The sequence below is a fragment of the Xenorhabdus stockiae genome (assembly GCF_002632825.1).
Classification (GTDB): domain Bacteria; phylum Pseudomonadota; class Gammaproteobacteria; order Enterobacterales; family Enterobacteriaceae; genus Xenorhabdus; species Xenorhabdus stockiae.
Genome location: NZ_NJAJ01000009.1, coordinates 124522 through 142169 on the forward strand (window position 1 = coordinate 124522; position 17648 = coordinate 142169).

Consider the following 17648-nt stretch of genomic DNA (forward strand, 5'->3'; position numbering starts at 1 on the left):
TAAGGAAGGCTATGAACGTAATCAAAGGTGTTGTTGCAGCTCCTGAAGCCCGCATCGCTATTGCGATCGCCCGCTTTAACAACTTCATTAATGACAGCCTGTTGGAAGGGGCCGTGGATGCGCTGGAACGCATCGGTCAGGTTTCTTCGGACAATATCACCGTAGTATGGGTTCCGGGGGCTTATGAATTGCCGTTGACCGTTAAGGCACTGGCTGAGTCCAAAAAATATGATGCGGTGATCGCTTTGGGTACTGTTATCCGTGGCGGTACGGCCCACTTTGAATATGTTGCCGGCGAGTGTAGCTCTGGCCTGTCTAGCGTGGCAATGTCCAGCAATATTCCTGTCACATTTGGTGTGCTGACAACCGAAAATATTGAACAGGCAATTGAACGCGCGGGTACTAAAGCGGGTAATAAGGGCGCAGAAGCTGCCTTGACCGCATTGGAAATGATCAATGTAATTAAAGCCATTAAGGCTTAAGTTTTAGTTTTAATTAAGGGGAATTTTGTGAAACCTGCTGCTCGTCGTCGTGCTCGTGAGTGTGCTGTTCAGGCAATTTATTCATGGCAATTATCTAAAAACAGCATCGCGGATGTTGAATTGCAGTTTCTGTCAGAGCAGGACGTAAACGGTGTTGATGTCACCTATTTCCGTGAATTGCTGTCCGGGGTAGCGGTCAATGCGACAAAATTGGATGCCTTGATGGCTCCTTATCTTTCCCGCCAGCTCGAAGAGTTGGGTCAGGTGGAAAAGGCTATCTTGCGCGTTGCGATGTTTGAACTAAGCTTTCGTGATGATGTCCCCTACAAAGTGGCTATCAATGAAGGTATCGAACTGGCGAAAACCTTCGGTGCTGAAGACAGCCATAAATTCGTGAACGGGGTATTGGACAAAGCTGGCCCGGTAGCACGTAAAAAAAAGTGATTGCCTGCCAATAGCCCCTATTATAACTCGATGATTTTAAACATGAGGCCGGTTTCCCGGCCTCATGTTCTTATCGTCAGTCACTTTTTGGAATTCTATTATGGCATGTGGTGAATTTGACCTCATTGCACGTTATTTCAATCGCCATGTTATCCGCCGACGTGATGTAAATCTAGGGATTGGTGATGATTGTGCGCTGATGACCGTTGCAGAAAAACAAGAACTGGCAGTGACAACAGATACATTAGTTTCTGGTGTTCATTTTCTGCCTGATATTGCTCCAGAAGATTTGGCGTATAAAGTACTGGCTGTCAATATCAGTGATTTAGCTGCTGTAGGGGCAGACCCCGCCTGGGCATCATTGGCTTTAACCTTGCCTTCTGTCGATGAGGAGTGGTTAAAGCGGTTTAGTGATAGTCTGTTTGAACAACTGAACTATTACGGAATGCAGTTAATTGGCGGAGACACAACCAAAGGCCCGATGAGTCTGACGTTGACTGTACATGGTCTGGTTCCCGCTGGTAGAGCATTACGTCGTACGGGTGCTAAAAACGGTGACTGGATTTATGTCACCGGAACGTTGGGCGATAGTGCGGCAGGGCTGGCTTTGTTGCAGGATCGTCTGAAAATCGAAGAAATATCGATCCACAACTGGTTGGTTAAACGCCATCTTCGTCCACAACCGCGAGTCTTGCAAGGGCAGGCACTGCGTGATTTAGCTTCATCAGCGATTGATCTGTCTGATGGGCTGATTTCTGATTTGAATCATATCCTGACCGCCAGCCAGTGTGGTGCACGCATTAATCTTGATGCTCTGCCTTATTCTGAAGCAGTGCAGAAATATGCAACGCCAGAGCAAGCCTTAAACTGGGCTTTGAGTGGTGGGGAAGATTATGAGTTGTGCTTTACTGTACCGGAACTGAATCGTGGTGCATTAAATATGGCATTGGCACATACAGGCGCGAGTTTTTGTTGTATCGGGCAAATCAGGCCAGAATCAGAAGGTATCCGCTACTTTAACAATAACGAAGAAGTTGAGCTGGATCTGAAAGGGTTTGACCATTTCAGAACTGACAAAAAACCGCAGGAAGCTCACTATCCATCAGAACATGCAGAGGATGACCAGACGGAGGGAACGCATGGATGACGCAAAACGCCACCTGAAGATGAGCAATCCGTGGCATTTGCTGGCTACCGGATTCGGTAGCGGATTATCGCCGATAATGCCGGGCACAATGGGTTCCGTGGCGGCTATTCCATTCTGGTTACTCTTGGTACAGTTACCGCAATGGGGGATCTGGCTGGCTATTCTGTTGGGTACAATAATCGGTTGTGTGATTTGTCAGAAAGCAGCCGATGCCATGAAAGTAGATGATCCGGGCTGTGTGGTTTGGGATGAGTTTATCGGAATGTGGATTACCTTAATGGCGATCCCTGTTCTCAACTGGCAATGGGTTTTAGTCGCTTTTGTGGTATTCCGTATTTTTGATATGTGGAAACCTTGGCCAATCCGCTGGTTTGACCGCTACGTTAAAGGCGGGGTTGGTATCATGCTGGATGATATTATCGCTGCAATTTTTGCGGTAATTGTTATTTGGCTGTTTAATTTTTACCAGTTGTTACCTTTCTGAATCTCTTACTATTACCCGCATCACTGACTGATTAGCCACTGTAAACAGTGGCTAATTTCATCTGCAATCTCCTTAATATGCTGAGACTGTTGACGTTTTGAGTTCATTATTTACTCAATTAATATCGGTAGCTATAAATGATAAAAGTCAGTGCTAACGTGTCTTACAGGTTTTGTATTTTTCGTTTACAGATCGCTACAATTAGTGAGCTCAAGGTCAGCTAATCTCACTGCCAAGAAATCAATGAACGCCCGAATTTTGGGGGCTAGAAAGCTGCGATTTTTGTATGCAGCATAAAGAGTTCGAGAGAAAGAAACATTATTAATTGCTAACTGTAATCTTCCTGTTTTCAGTTCATCTGCAATTATCCAGTAAGGTAAATAAGCTAATCTGGAGCCAGTTAAAGCTAATTGCAGTGATAATGTTGTGTCATTGGTTCGTAGTGGACGAATACCGCCGATATTACTCACTTCCTGATCTTTACGAACTTCGAGACCGTCAATTTCAGACAAAATAGGCAGAATTAAACTATGCAAGTTTAAATCTTGCATTGATTGAGGGTGTCCCATCTTGGCAAAGTAAGAAGGTGAGCCGACCAACATAAAATCTATTTTTGTCAGTGGGCGTACTATTAGTGTAGGCGATAGCTTATCAGTGACACGAAGAGCAAGATCATATCGCCCGGCAACTAAGTCCAGTCTTTGATTGTCCAATATCAACTCGAAATTAACCTTGGGATAGGCGTCCTGAAAATCTATAATCAGATGCGCAAACTGGGGATTAGAAAACCATTGAGGAGCTGTGACACGGAGAGTTCCACTGACGGATCCATTGTGGTGCCCCAGCATGACTTCAGCTTCTTCAAGAATGTCCAGAGCTTCACGACAACTTTTGTAGTAGAGTCTGCCTGAATCTGTCAGACTAATACTACGGCTTGTTCGATTAAGAAGCCTTGTTTGCTGGGTTACTTCTAGATGTGCTATGTGCTTGCTTACCATGACAGTAGAGATGCCGAGTTGCTTTGCTGCACCGCTGAAGGAGTTCATTTCTACAACTTCGCAGAACACTTTCAGACTCTTGAGTGTATCCATCATACTTCTCCATTGCGATTGCTAAGACTATGCAGTAGAGCTTATTCGTGAATGGTATACAATTAAAGCTGTTAGCTGTGGCGATAGATGCTATCTATCGCCACGGTAAATTCAATATTAGTCAGACAACTAACACCAGTAGCTGGCTTGAAGTCAACATCGTGCGCATAGTAATGAGATATTCTCATTTGAAGCCGTGATTAGATGCATTCCAAACCGTCAGTAGTGCAACAAAAAGAAGTGGTAAGATGGTTATCGGCAACGCATGTGGGCCGAAGGATAAAAGTAAGCCGCCCAATATCCCCCCTGCGCTTATTGATAGGTTCCATGCCACAACTGTCATCGCTTGAGCAACATCAATATCTGCTCCTGCTGTATGCGCTGTTGCAGTCTGAAAAATCGTTGATGATCCGCCATATCCCAATCCCCATAAAGCGATAGCGACATAAATGACTACTTGGCTTTCGTAGCCAATAGCGAGACTGGCTGCTGATAAAATGAATAATAAGATACTAGCGAAAGTGAGCTTCCGTAGATGTTTGTCGACTTGACTACCAACGAATGTAATACCAATTAAAGAGGTAATGCCAAATACGAGTAAGACTCTGCTGAGTTCATCACTCAACCCAGATGGGACAACAAATGGGCCAATATAGGTGTAAAGGATATTGTGAGCAAGAATGAAACAAATTAGCACCAGCAAGATTGATCGCATTCCTGGCAGCACGAATACCTTCCTCAGGGTCAATTTTGTTCTGATATCTTGACCGGGTAAATTAGGCATTTTCCATCGGATCCAGATGATCAGCAATATACTGGCTGCTGACATCACAGCAAATACAGTGCGCCAGTTTAAAACTTCTCCCAGAAATGTACCCGCAGGTAACCCTAAAGACAGTGCCAGAGGCGTTCCTACCATCGCAATAGCGATTGCCCGCCCTTTTAATTCGTCTGGAACCATACGAGCAGCATAGCCAGCAATAATGCTCCACAGGAGGCCGGCACTCATACCAGCAAGAAAGCGTGCTGCCAGTATTAACCAGTAATTAGACGATAATGCAGTGACCAAATTGATAATTGCGAAACTTACCATTGTCAGTATCAGCAATGGACGCCGATCCCAGCTCCGTGTTGCTATGCTTAACGGTATGGCAGCAATAAGAGAGCCAATTGCATAGGCTGTAACTAACTGCCCAGCCATCGCCTCAGATATTTTGAGGCCAGCACTAATCGGCAATAGCAGACCAGCAGGCAGTGTTTCCGTTAAGATAGTTATAAAAATCGAGGCGGCAAGCGCCAAAAGTGCCAATATAGGTAAGCGCGGTAGCTCAGTTTTTGAGGATGAGCGGCTCATTTCATTGGATTGCATTGATAACCCCTAGTTGAGTGTACAGGGATAGGTTGTCTTCCAGATGCCAGCTTTCCACTATAAGGCCATCTATTAATCTATAAATATCAATGGCTATATATTCCACTGGTTGGTTCTGACCTTGGGTAGAGTTAAACGTCCCAGTAAAATGACCTCTAAAACGAAGATGTGTAATAACGCGATCCCCCAGAGTCAGGAGTTGCTCAATTTCACAACTAATCTCTGGGATCGCGGTATGTAATACTCTTGCAGCACCTAATATTCCTTCTATTCCGGTAGGGCGTCCAACAGGAAGAGAACCGTCACGGTAGTTTTCAGCTATCACTGCACGAGCAAGAGATTCATTGCCATTTTGCCAAAAAGTGATGAACTTTCTTACAGCCAGGATGTTTTTATTTACTGCAATATTTGAATTCTTGTCATCGGTGAGGATAATTTTTGGAATCAGCAATTCAGAGTTATCGGCACTCATACATTACTCCAGATGAAATATTGATCCCGAATAAATGGCGTATTTACGATATTATTCGGGAATCGAAACCTTTGGCGAACTCCGTTCAAATAGCCAGTTCAATGTTGTATTCTTTCAACCAGCGATTAATCCATAGAACAACCTCCAAACTACCGCGATTATAGGGTTGACTCGTATCCTGACCCGCTCGTTCAAGTTGGGTTTTGGTTTTATTTAAATTTAGCAAAGGTAAGACCGGATTATTATGGTCTTCTATCACTTCTCTTAGCTCTTGCCTCAACCCGTTTTCATACCTTGGGTCCTGTGTGGCTGGATACGGCGTTTTAACGCGATTCAGAATGGAATCGGGAAGAAGGTCGGCTACAGCAGCTCGCAACAGGCTTTTCTCTCGTCCGTCAGCTACTTTCATCTGCCATGGTGTATTGAAGACATACTCAATAAGGCGGTGATCACAGAATGGAACTCGTACCTCTAAACCAACCGCCATGCTCATACGATCTTTTCTATCGAGAAGCGTTTGTAAAAATCTAGTCATATTCAGATAGGTGATTTCTCGCATGCGTCGATTTTCAGGGGACTCGCCAGGTAATACGGGAACTTCCCTTAGCGCATCTTGATAAGCTTCTTGCCGATATGCTTGCTGATCTAGCTGACGAAGAAAATCTGGAGCAAAGAGCTGAGTACCACCAAAATAACGGGATGAGCCGGATGTGAGCCAAGGGAAGGTATCCGCCTGAACTGCAGCAGGGTTGCGAAACCATTGATATCCACCAAATATTTCATCTGCTGCCTCGCCAGAAAGTGCGACGGTAGAGTAGCGCCGAATTTCTCTGAACAGGAGGTACAGAGAAGGCCACATATCTCCCCAGTACGCTGGAGGAATATCTGTGGCTTTTAAGACACTTGCTCGCACTGAGGGATCCAGTAATTCTTTGCTATCAAGTAATATTTCCGAATGCTCAGACTTAACGTGTTCAGATAAAGCTCGAGCGAATGGAGCATCCGGTGAGCCACGTACTGAATCCGCAGCGAAATTACCTTGGTTTTTAGAGAAGTCTACAGAAAAAGATCGTACCTTAGTTGATCCTAATTCTTTCGCAACCATAGCGGTCACTGTAGACGAATCCAGCCCTCCAGACAGTAGCGTACAAATAGGGACATCTGAAATTATTTGTCGACGTACCGTATCTTCTAACAACGACCTTACTGTTTGGACTGTGGCATCGTAGCTATCTGTATGAGGGGATGCTTCCAGTTTCCAATATGTTGTTTTAAATAACCCCTGTCGGCTGAATTTTATAATTTCTCCGGGTCGTACTTCATACATACCCTCATAAATGGTCTTTCCAGGGGTTTTGACCATATCTAACAATTCACGCAGACCATCTAATGTGACGCGCCGAGGAACGTGTTTATTTGCAAGAATAGCTTTAGGCTCCGAGCCAAAAATTATTCCATGCTCTGTGGGAAAGTAGTAGAGAGGCTTCACTCCTACTCGGTCTCGGGCAAGAATAAGCTCTTGCCTGTATCTATCCCAAATACCAAACGCAAACATACCATTCAGCTTATTTACTGCTCCTACATTCCATTGCAAGAATGCCTTAAGCAGAACCTCTGTATCACTACTGGTGCGAAAATCATGTCCCAGGCTCTTCAGTTCGTCTCGCAGTTCACGGTAGTTATATATTTCTCCACAAAAAGTAACGACAGCAGAGTTGCTGGTCATAACCTCAGCTTCCATAGGCTGTTTTCCACCTTCTAGGTCGATAATAGCAAGCCTACGATGCCCAAACGCAACGTGGTCAGAATGCCAGATCCCTTCAGCATCTGGACCACGATTAATCAGAGTACGAGTCATTTGAGCAACTTCAGGAAGCTGCTCTTTAATATTTATTTTGAAATCCACCCACCCAGCAATTCCACACATATTATTCTCGCAAGATAATTAGTCTAATTGGCAATTACGTATGGCTAATTGTATTTTTCTGAATTAAGGCTAGGAGTTCCTTCGGCGTTTTTGCGGTAACCGCAATATCATAAGGAATTTCGATCCCAAACTTTTGTTTAAGATGTTCTACTACATTCAGAAGTGCCAACGAATCAAATCCCATATCACTAAATTCAGTATCTGCATGTAGTTCTGTCAGCTCAACCTCAGAGAATTCGTCTTGTTCACCTGATTGTTTCAAAAATTCTATTAGTTCTTTTATATTGAAATCTTTCATAATCGGCCCCGGTTTAGAACGCTATTACAAGTATGGCTATTAGTAAAAAATGACGAGTTTATGTTTGATTTATTAAAAATCAGATAATTTCTTGTACATCTATGGAAAAATCAGAAACAGTTCTGCCCGACTGAATAAGTTGTATAGAGACAGTCATTACACTGCTATTTTGTTCATTCTTTGATAATTTTGCGTGTAGTTCAGTTGGGGTGTTTAGTTCGCACATTGAGATAAAAAGCGCATCACATTTAATTATTTTCAATCTAAATGCATCGATATTCTTTATTTTGGCTGTTGCGTATATAGCTAATTGTCGGCTCGCTTCCAGTTGAGTCATAGCAAATATGTGATCGGCAGTTGGTCGGTCAAATAAGACGGGATGCCTCGGATCAAATCTAGCAAGCGCAATATAGCCACCATCTTTATGAGTGACGCGTAGCAATGCAATATTTTGGGGATTCCAGCGAGCAACTTCAGCTGGTTTTAGCTCACTATCTTCAGGGACTTCGATAGGAGCCTGAAACTGAACTCCGCGTTGCTTACACATATCAACGCGAATTCGTTTCCACTGTACTCTGTCTACGAAGTTTTGCCTTATCTGAATGACTGCAATCTCGGTTGAAGATGTGGGATCGGTGAGAACATATCGCCATTGCAGACCCGCTGTTCGACCTGCATTGCGGGTTTCTTTCTCCACTTTGCTATTCACGACAACTCTAATAAACCGACCGATTGGATGGCGTATATCTAGTGCCTCAGGGTTGACAGTCACCTTAAGTTCTCGGAACAAAAACTGGTATCGGTTTTCTGCCAATGACAAGCCAAACTGATTATGAGCTATTGCAAAACATGCTTGTCTGCATATTTCGACCAGAGCCGCGATATCATAGCCTCTCGATTCAAGGATATTTTCTTGATAGAGACAATGAGATCTCGGAATTTGAGCACCTAATATCGTCTCATTAGGAGAGATTGCTACATAATCAGTTAAAAGAACGGAATCATTAGAGGGCTTATGAACTAGGGAAATGGGTAGAGTCCTTTCAAAATCCAGGTTCATTAGTGTATTGTTATTTTCAGTCATGAGGGTCTTCCTCTACACTTCGTTAGAAGCTGCTTCGCCTATGCTCTCAGCTACTAGTTGAAGCAAAATTTGTGGTAACAGTATTCCCGCTGACATCAATCAACCGCCAGCCTTGGGTTTTGGCATATGACAGGCTTGCCGCGTCTATCGGATAGCTATGTACATAGCAGGCTGAATTCACTGCTGAAAGCATTGGAAAGTCGGATGGATGATCGCCAAAAGCCAGTGACGATATGATGTTTTCTGAATGGGTAGAGAGGTATTCGAGCACTTTTCGCCTTTTACAATCGCCAACCATAGCAACGCGAACGGCTCCAGTTAAAATACGATTGTTAATTTCTGGCTCAGAACCATACCAGGCAGTCATGCCAAGGGATTCTCCGATTGCCTGTACACAACAAGAGTACGAGCCGGAAATAGCGACTACATGATCACCATTTATTTTGAGTTTTTCATATTCTTGATAAACCGGGGATAAGAGCTTCTTTTCTGCCGAATTCCACCATTGAAACCCAAGTTCAAGATAATTATCCTGTTTAATTCCAGATAATATAGTGAAAAATAAACCGTTTGTTTTTTCTCGGGATGCTCCATTTTTTTCCGCATTCTTAACTGCACTCAGCATTTCAATAACTTGTTGCTCCTTGACTACTTTCTTTTTTCCCAGATATTGGGCGAAGAGAATCATCGTATGCATATCAAGAATGGTACTATCTAAGTCAAAGAATGCTGCTTGGCATTTTGCTTGACGGATTGAAGAGTTCCCTAATTTTTGAATAGGCTGTGACATTTAACTCCTCCACGATATAAATATGGATTGGTATATTCGCAGCCTTTCTTTCGAATCATTATCCGTCCGAAATGGAGCTCGGAAAATAAAAGGATAAGAAAAGGCATATAACATCCAAACTCAGCCACATTAATATGATAACGAAATGTTATTAATATGATAATTAAACGTTTATGATGATAAACGAATGGCTATGAGCAATGAACAAGATTCTAGGAAAGCATACGTTAACTAACAGGAAACAATTAAAAAGGGTTCTGTCAAAAGACAGAACCCTTTTTAATTGTTGATGTACAAAATATGAAAAATTCTGATACCACCAATGCAAAGGCGATGGTGCTGTGAGATATCAGAAATAAAACGCCAGCTAGTTGTTAATGTGTCGCTCCACCCGCCACAGCAATATCTGATTTATTTTCCCAGGCCACTTCAATAGCCGTTTTTAATGCTGACGTTATTATTTCTAAAGACATGCTGGGCATATTTGTATATTCAGTGGCTTGCTCTGGCAAATAAGGAACATGGATAAATCCTCCACGTGCGGCAGGGTATTTTTGTGTAAGGTAATGTAATAAGCCATACATTACATGGTTACAGACAAACGTACCGGCTGTTTGGGAAACAGTAGCAGGGATACCAGACATATTTAACGCCCTGACCATCGCCTTGATAGGTAAACTGGAAAAATACGCGGCAGGACCACCGACAATAATAGGTGTATCAACCGGCTGATTACCCGCATTATCGGCAATTCTTGCATCGTTAATATTAATGGCAATCCGTTCGACTGTAATATCAGGCCGGCCTCCCGCTAATCCAACGGAAATTACCAATTCCGGCTGATAATTATCAATCATGGTATAAAGCTGCGCCAGTGATGTATCAAAGATACAGGGAAGCTGATGAACTTCAATGTTTGCATCAGTAACTCGGCTGCCTTGTAGTCGCTTAATCGCTTCCCATGAAGGGTTGGTGGTATCGCCTCCAAAAGGCTCAAAGGCAGTCACTAAAATTGTTTTCATAGCTGTTTCCTGTCATTTGTTGTCAGAACATCAGAAAATAGAGTAAAAACACATTAGCAATCAGCAAAGTAGATCCCGTAGGGATCTGTGCCTTGATGACAGCATTTCGATCAGGTAACTCTAATAGCGCTGCGGGAACAAGATTAAAATTTGCTGCCATTGGTGTCATCAATGTACCGCAGTAACCAGAAAACATGCCGATTGCTGCCATTACGGCCGGATTACCACCATGTTGAAGTACAAGAATAGGGATCCCAATTCCGGCTGTTACGATAGGGAAGGCGGCAAAAGCATTTCCCATAATCATGGTCAAGAGTGCCATGCAAAAGACATAAGCCATGACCGCGATAAACCGATTATCAACTGCCAGATAACTCTCTGTCAGGTAAGAGATAATTGTTCCCACTCCGGCTGCTGTAAACAGTAAACCGAGCGTAGCCAGAATTTGTGGCAGAATGAATACACAGCCTATAGAGTCCAGTAAGCGGCGAGTCTCCTGCATAGGTTGTATAATTTTCTCGCGAGTGATACGGATAGCAATTATCAGTGCGATAAGACAACCGAGAGTGATAGAGAAGAGGGTTGCCAGCGTTGTATGATTGCCTTCGCCAAAAATTGCACGTTCTAATCCGGGAATATGGTTAAACGCAAGAACCCCCACCATAGTGATAACCGGAATAAGTAAGGCGGGTAAAAATAACCGATTACCGAGGCGGGTTGCACTTTCCTGCCGTTGCTCTGGCGTTGGCTGATGATAATTACCTAAACGAACCCCGCCAAATCCAGCCAGCAGTGCCATCACAACCACTAAAATCCCTACTCCGATATGTACGATTCTTGTTGCCAGAACTTCATTATCGAGCCAGAGCTCGGCCAAACGATAGCTCCAGTTTCCTAGCAGAAAAATAAAACCATAAAGCCCCCAGAACAGTCCTGTAGTCAAACGACGGGGATTGGCTTTATCACGCCAGGACATCACCGTCACAATAAGCAAAATAGCGCCTGCCAGATAATAGAGATACTGTAACTGAAACATTATATAGCCTCCTTGCTGGCGTGTTTTTTATGGCTTAGGGAGGCAATTTCTTTGGCAAGTTTGTTATCCAGCCGATATAGCCTAACTGAATGGATGAAGAACGCACAAACCGCCGTCGGAATTCCCCATAGGGCAATATGCAGGGGTTCTGTCTCGATACCTGCGGAGTTCAACATAAAATTGTGCATAAAAATAATGGCGCCGAATGCGACAAAAATATCTTCGCCAAAAAACAATCCGGTATTATCTGTTGCGGCGGACATAGCGCGGATCCGATAGCGGACACTTTTGGGTAAATCACCATATTGATTTTCGGCAGCCCCTTCAGCCATTGGTGCCAATAATGGACGAACCATTTGTGGATGCCCACCCAGGCTGGTTAAACCCAGAGCGGCAGAAATTTCACGTATAAACAGATAGACAATCAATAAACGCCCGGTTGTGGCACTTTTAATATGAGCAATGGCGCGTTGAGCCTGCTCTTTTAAACCATGCCTTTCCAGCAATCCGATGATGACCAAAGGTAATAGAATAGTCAGCGATAGGTTCATTGTATTAAGAAAGCCAGATCCGAGCTTTTCCAGAATATCGAGAAGCGGCATATTGGCCGCTAACCCTGTGACCAGCCCTGCAATTGTTACAACCAGAACAGGATTAAACCTGATAATAAAACCAATGATGATGACTGCAATCCCGATTAGGGGCCAAAAATTGACAGTATGCTGCATATTTTACTTCCCTCTGCATAAATGGAACGTTGTTTTATTGTTGATTTAATTTGTATTCATTGTTGGCTAATTGTTTTTTATTGTTGAACAATAAATATATTGCGTTCAAAGAATGATCAATGTAAATCTGCATTGGGTTGTAAAAATGGAAGGTAGATCACTGATTGGATGGATTTCTTATCGGAGTCATTGGAAGTTAAAAAAGGATTAAACCGATATTTTTAACGCCATTTGTAGCATTATATGGTGTTAACTATCGGTATTGATTCAAGATATTTTTACTGTGATTTGAAACTATAATTCAATTGAACAATTTTTTGTTGATATTGTTATTTATTGATAATCAAATCAAGATACGACTTCCGGGTTGTAAGAATTTTTCGGGTACGTAAAGATCGAAATTATTCAATCGGCAGTATTCTTCCAATTGTTGAGCAGAGCTGACACCAACTTTTTTATATATTTGTGCGGTATAGTTTTCAACGGTGCGGTAGGAGATATTTAGTATCTTTCCGATCTGTTTGCTAGTGTATTTATGTAAAGAGAGGAAAATCACATCCCATTCTCGTTGAGTAAACAAATTAGTTGGGGGCTGGAACATAATAGAAGCAGGCAGTTTCCCATGATATAAGCGGGTCAGTGAAAAATCCTGAGCTTTCCATAAATGATAGATGATTCCTATACAGTCACCATTGTCATGATAAATAGGTGACTTTTCACAAAAGTAAGATGATAAAGTTTGAGTTTCTCCCCAAACATGGGTTTCTAGTGAAACGTATGATTTTTCTTCTGTCATTACCTTTTGGTCATGATGAATATACGCTTCAGCAAACTCTGCACCATCCCAGGGAAGTTCATGATCGTAGAGCCCCTCAAAATCAAATGAATCTGAAAATCCCTTAATCTTGTTCAATGCGTTGTTACCATAGATAAAGCATGAATTTTTATCCTTGATACCCCATGGCTCGTTGCTTATTGCAAGCGTATTAATTATTTGAGGTGAAATGATCGACTTCTTACTCATATCAATATTCCTTTTTTATGTCTGATTAATATAACCAGTTAAATTTTTGCTACTAACGGTGATAAATCTTTCAGGGATATAAAGATCAAAGTTTTTATATTTACATCTTTTGAAATATTAACTACTTGTTATTAAATTATGGCTGGCTTTAATTTGAACCACGTAAATGATGTTTATCAAAGTATTTTATACGCTTTCAACGTTTCCAAAAATGAATAAAATCATTAATTATCTTGTTTCGTCGCCAGCTCCAGGGAATTTTTAATAATATAAAAGTAATCAAAGTGAATCTATTACCTGAAACTTTTCACGGAAAGTTTCAGGTATGTTTGTAGTGTCAGACGGTGTCACGTTGAGCTTCATTATTCTTCAATGAATTTTTCGGTGCTACTTTTGCAATACTGAAACCAGTAAAACCATAGATGAGTACTAAAAATACAGCGGTATAGCACTGAATTGCCCACGGTAGTAAATCAAGAGTACTGACACCTAATGTTGTCGCCATATAAATACCGGCAGAAGTCCAGGGAAATAGTGGTTCGATGACAGTACAACCATCTTCTATTGTTCGGGATAGATTTTTATTATCCAGCCCCATCTGTTGATAAGCCCCTTTGAACAGCTCTGCCGGAATAAGCAGTGCCAGTTTGCCATCACAAGTTGTAGCTGTGACCAGAATAGTCGTAGCTAAGGTTGCAGCGATGAGCTGTCCTGTAGTGTGAACAGCTTGTAGTAGCCAGTTAATGATGATGGTCAGAGCACCAGTAAGAGTTAATGATCCGGCAAATGCGAATGCACAAAAAATAAGTAATATAGTTCCCATCATGGAAGACATGCCTCCGCGATTAAGCAGGAGAGGGATATCACTCACATTCCCGATAATATGACTTTCTTGTTCAGGGAACATGGAGAGATTGAAACCATCAATTAATGAATTGAGGCCTTGCTTGATTGTAAATCCCTGAATCCCTATACCGAGCGCGATAGCTAGAACAGAAGCAGCAAGCATGATTGGTATCACCGGACGTTTTGTTATGGCTCCCCATGCAACTAGTGCTGGTGGCAAAATTAGCAATATGTTGAAGTGATAGAGGCTTTCAAGAACTTGAGTAATTGCTGTTATTTTTTCAGGGGTTGCTGAGCTGTCTGTCAAGCTTGTATGACCAGCGATAAAGTAAACGATGGTTGCTAAAAGGAAGCCCGGAATAGTGGTGTACAGTAAATGTTGAATATGGCTGTAAAGATCAGTATCGGCAACAATAGCTGCAAAATTTGTTGAATCAGATAATGGTGAAATTTTATCACCGAAATATGCTCCTGAAACCACCGCACCTGCTGTAGCTGCTAATGAAACATCGAGACTGGCAGCTATTCCCATTAAAGCAACGCCTACTGTTCCGGCAGAGCCCCAAGATGTTCCGGTACAAACAGAAATAACACTTGTAATAAAGAATGTAGCAATAAGGATATATTGAGGGCTGATTAGCTTTAATCCCCAATAAACCATATAAGGGATTGTTCCGCTTAGCATCCAGGTGCCAATTAATCCACCAACGCAAATCAGTATCATAATTACCGGCATTGCTTTGACTAATTTTGCCACGATGGCATTAATAATGTCATCCCAACGATAGCCTTGCCAATAAGCCAGTAATGCAGCGATTACTGCTGAGACTAGTAATAAAGACTCTATTCGGAGGCTTAATTGACCATAACCAATAATTAGCAGCAGAAGCATGGCTACAATGGGCAATATAGCCAGTCCCAAACTCAGTTTTTTCTTGTTATCCATTATAAATATCCCAATTGACGGCAGGGTATTGCAACAAAAACTATTCTATCAAAGAGACTGATTCTCTGATGATCAGTTCTCCTGAGAACATATTCATTTGTGGTGGTAATTCTTTTTTAGCACTGAGATGTAATGCCATGTTGGCGGCCCGTTGAGCCATTTTTTCAATTGGGTTATGTATAGTAGTTAAAGGAGGATAGAGATATTGGGCTGTGACAATATTATCAAATCCAACAATTGAAAGCTGTTCAGGTAAATTAATTTTTCTCCGATGTAAAAACCTCATCATGCCTGCTGCCATTACATCATTAAATGTTAGAGCGGCAGTAAAATTGGTACGGCGATTTAAAAGCTTTTCCGCTGCTTGTTCTCCACCTTTTTCGTTAAATGGAGCACTAATAATCCAATCATTATCTATTGTAATACCAGCATGAGCCATTGCGTTATAATATCCTTCCAGTCGGAGTTTTCGATCATCAATAGGCAGATCAGCTGTTATATAAGCAATTTTTCGATGACCATTTTCAATCAGGTAATTGGTGGCAATCTGAGAAGCACTTATATTATCTAACCAAACACAGCGGTTAGCGATAGCCGGAACATAGCGATTTATAATGACTAATCCTGGAGTATGGGCGGCATAGCGTAATATATCTGCCTCACTCATTCTGCTGACATACGCGACTATGGCTTCACATCCCTGATTAATTAAAAAATCTAGGGCTGCTTTTTCGAGTTCCGCTTGATGTCTGCCATTACAGACCATCAGCTTAGTTTCATTTTGGCGGGCAACCTTTTCCACACCACGAGCTAAAAGGGAAAAAAATGGGTCAGCCCAATTACCAGTTAGTAATCCCAACATATTTCCACACCTTTTTGTTAACGCCAGAGCAGTTAAATTTCGACGATAATTCAATGCACGCATAGCTTTTTCTACACGTTCACGAGTACCCGGCTCAACATAAGTTGTATTGTTAATAACCCGGCTGACAGTTGCTACAGATACTCCTGCCTGATGTGCTACGTCTTTCATAGTTGCCATGTTTTTCCCCAGTAGTTCTGTAATGTAAATATGAAGCCGAATCATATACCAATTTATTCATATAATCATAAATGCCTTTGAGGGATTTATATCCAAATGAATAACCGTTTTTAATATAGAAGAGTGTGACCTATTGATTTGATATATTGGGGAGGAATATATAAATCATAGTGATCTCTTTCACAAAGTGTTTTCAATTCCATCATTGAGTTAATCGATAGTTTTTCATAGATAATTTTAAAATATCGCTCTAATGTTCTTCCTGATATTTTTAGTTCGTTAGCCATATTTTTATTATTAACTCCTCGGCAGAATAAAAAAATTATTAACCACTCTTTTTCTGTCAAGATGTTACTAGGAGGAGTTAGATTGATGGATACAGAAATATCATTTTTAATATAATTATGCACTGAGAAATGGTTTGCTTTTTTGATATGGCAAATGATACCCATACATGTATTTCTCTCGCTCATTAATGGGTATTTTTCACAAAAATATGGTGTTAATTTTTCTGTATTATGCTGAAAATAAGATCCGATGGATGATATCCGTTGCATAGATTGCAAAACCTTCTTGTCATGATCTTCAAATAATTGAGCAAGTCCACTAAAGGGAGTGATTAACTCTTTCTCTGTATAACCTATAATGTCAAAATTTTCAGATAGTCTGCTTAGTTTAAAAAATGCTTTGTTTGCATATATAAAACGGAGTTCCTTATCTTTTACGAACCACGGCTCATGACTTTTATCCCACATATTTGTTAACTGAGGGGTGATTTGACTCATATATAACCTTCAATAATAGTTGGGAGAATATACTAAAATATATTAGTAATTAGTAAGTCAGAGTTTATGGTTATAGGAGAGTAACCAATTTCTTTTATAGAGAATGTGAGGGCGGATTGCTGTTCATGTAATGGGTTTCATGGAGTGCTAAAATGTGATCTGTGTAACATTTTTTCTCGGTGTTTGTCAGGTAAATTAATTCAGAGTGTCATATGATTATTTTTTTCGGAAAATCAACTGATTGCTTTCAACCTGATTTTTTTAAGATTAAATATATTTTTTATTGAATAAGTGATTTTTTATAAATAACTTGCTTATTGAGGTGAGGTTATCCCCCCCATAATTTAACTTCACATAGGTGATTAATTTTATTGAATTAGTTTATTGAAGGAATACAGGGAGGAAATAGGTAATATTCTTTGAGTAAGTAATAAGATAAAAGATAATCTTATGTGACTTATATCTCATTTTTAAATCACCTTTAATCATCAATAAAAAAACAGGCTATTTTTTCTTTTGATATATTCCTACTACAGTTTATTATTCGAGGCGTGTTTCTCTTTTAATAAATCATGATAGGGCGCTTTATTTTATCTTGAAAATATTATTTCAATAAACTGAAACATTAAAT

18 protein-coding genes are annotated in these 17648 nt (G+C 41.2%); 4 read left to right on the forward strand and 14 right to left on the reverse strand.

Annotation, left to right across the window (positions count from 1 at the left end):
- Positions 1-11 precede the first annotated feature (11 nt).
- The 4 genes from ribH to pgpA all read left to right on the forward strand — a co-directional run bounded on the left by ribH (position 12) and on the right by pgpA (position 2557).
- On the forward strand, positions 12-482 hold the full coding sequence (gene ribH / locus Xsto_RS06370; protein WP_099108726.1) for a 6,7-dimethyl-8-ribityllumazine synthase: 471 nt from the start codon (positions 12-14) through the stop codon (positions 480-482).
- A gap of 27 nt (positions 483-509) precedes the next feature.
- Positions 510-926 (forward strand): transcription antitermination factor NusB, encoded by a 417-nt coding sequence (nusB, locus tag Xsto_RS06375; RefSeq protein ID WP_086954179.1) that lies wholly within the window; start codon positions 510-512, stop codon positions 924-926.
- A gap of 100 nt (positions 927-1026) precedes the next feature.
- Positions 1027-2073, forward strand: a complete 1047-nt coding sequence (thiL, locus tag Xsto_RS06380; protein WP_099124420.1) for a thiamine-phosphate kinase — start codon at positions 1027-1029, stop codon at positions 2071-2073.
- Positions 2066-2557, forward strand: a complete 492-nt coding sequence (pgpA, locus tag Xsto_RS06385) for a phosphatidylglycerophosphatase A (RefSeq protein WP_099108723.1) — start codon at positions 2066-2068, stop codon at positions 2555-2557. Before thiL ends, pgpA begins: the two co-directional genes overlap by 8 nt.
- Before the next feature lie 185 nt (positions 2558-2742).
- On the opposite strand, the gene Xsto_RS06390 is transcribed toward pgpA, so the two are convergent.
- The 14 genes from Xsto_RS06390 to Xsto_RS06455 form a co-directional block, all read right to left on the reverse strand.
- Positions 2743-3651, reverse strand: coding sequence for a LysR family transcriptional regulator (locus Xsto_RS06390; RefSeq protein ID WP_099124421.1), 909 nt, complete (start codon positions 3649-3651; stop codon positions 2743-2745).
- Positions 3652-3832: 181 nt separating this feature from the next.
- The gene (locus tag Xsto_RS06395) at positions 3833-5017 is read right to left on the reverse strand and encodes an MFS transporter (protein ID WP_244590349.1); all 1185 of its coding nucleotides are present in this window, start codon (positions 5015-5017) and stop codon (positions 3833-3835) included.
- Positions 5004-5489, reverse strand: coding sequence for an ester cyclase (locus Xsto_RS06400; protein WP_099124422.1), 486 nt, complete (start codon positions 5487-5489; stop codon positions 5004-5006). The genes Xsto_RS06395 and Xsto_RS06400 overlap by 14 nt, the downstream gene beginning before the upstream one ends.
- 85 nt (positions 5490-5574) lie before the next feature.
- Positions 5575-7416 (reverse strand): asparagine synthase (glutamine-hydrolyzing), encoded by a 1842-nt coding sequence (asnB, locus tag Xsto_RS06405; RefSeq protein WP_099124423.1) that lies wholly within the window; start codon positions 7414-7416, stop codon positions 5575-5577.
- Between the two features lie 34 nt (positions 7417-7450).
- Positions 7451-7714, reverse strand: a complete 264-nt coding sequence (locus Xsto_RS06410; protein ID WP_099124424.1) for an acyl carrier protein — start codon at positions 7712-7714, stop codon at positions 7451-7453.
- Between the two features lie 79 nt (positions 7715-7793).
- A complete protein-coding gene (locus Xsto_RS06415) occupies positions 7794-8798 on the reverse strand; it encodes an AfsA-related hotdog domain-containing protein (protein ID WP_099124425.1) in 1005 nt (334 codons plus the stop codon).
- Positions 8799-8844: 46 nt separating this feature from the next.
- Entirely contained in the window at positions 8845-9588 is a 744-nt protein-coding gene (locus tag Xsto_RS06420) for an HAD family hydrolase (protein WP_099124426.1), read from the reverse strand.
- Positions 9589-9962: 374 nt separating this feature from the next.
- Complete coding sequence (gene pcp / locus Xsto_RS06425; RefSeq protein WP_099124427.1) at positions 9963-10610, reverse strand: pyroglutamyl-peptidase I; 648 nt, start codon at positions 10608-10610, stop codon at positions 9963-9965.
- Between the two features lie 22 nt (positions 10611-10632).
- The gene (locus Xsto_RS06430) at positions 10633-11649 is read right to left on the reverse strand and encodes a DUF979 domain-containing protein (protein WP_211284295.1); all 1017 of its coding nucleotides are present in this window, start codon (positions 11647-11649) and stop codon (positions 10633-10635) included.
- A complete protein-coding gene (locus tag Xsto_RS06435) occupies positions 11646-12374 on the reverse strand; it encodes a DUF969 domain-containing protein (protein ID WP_099124429.1) in 729 nt (242 codons plus the stop codon). Before Xsto_RS06435 ends, Xsto_RS06430 begins: the two co-directional genes overlap by 4 nt.
- A 343-nt stretch (positions 12375-12717) precedes the next feature.
- On the reverse strand, positions 12718-13398 hold the full coding sequence (locus Xsto_RS06440) for a helix-turn-helix transcriptional regulator (protein ID WP_099124430.1): 681 nt from the start codon (positions 13396-13398) through the stop codon (positions 12718-12720).
- A 337-nt stretch (positions 13399-13735) separates the two neighbouring features.
- Positions 13736-15190 carry a Na+/H+ antiporter NhaC gene (gene nhaC, locus Xsto_RS06445; RefSeq protein ID WP_099124431.1) on the reverse strand — a complete coding sequence of 485 codons (1455 nt, stop codon included), beginning with the start codon at positions 15188-15190 and terminating at the stop codon, positions 13736-13738.
- Between the two features lie 40 nt (positions 15191-15230).
- Positions 15231-16232 carry a LacI family DNA-binding transcriptional regulator gene (locus Xsto_RS06450; protein WP_099124450.1) on the reverse strand — a complete coding sequence of 334 codons (1002 nt, stop codon included), beginning with the start codon at positions 16230-16232 and terminating at the stop codon, positions 15231-15233.
- A gap of 110 nt (positions 16233-16342) precedes the next feature.
- Positions 16343-17017 (reverse strand): helix-turn-helix transcriptional regulator, encoded by a 675-nt coding sequence (locus Xsto_RS06455; RefSeq protein ID WP_099124432.1) that lies wholly within the window; start codon positions 17015-17017, stop codon positions 16343-16345.
- Positions 17018-17648: the final 631 nt, after the last annotated feature.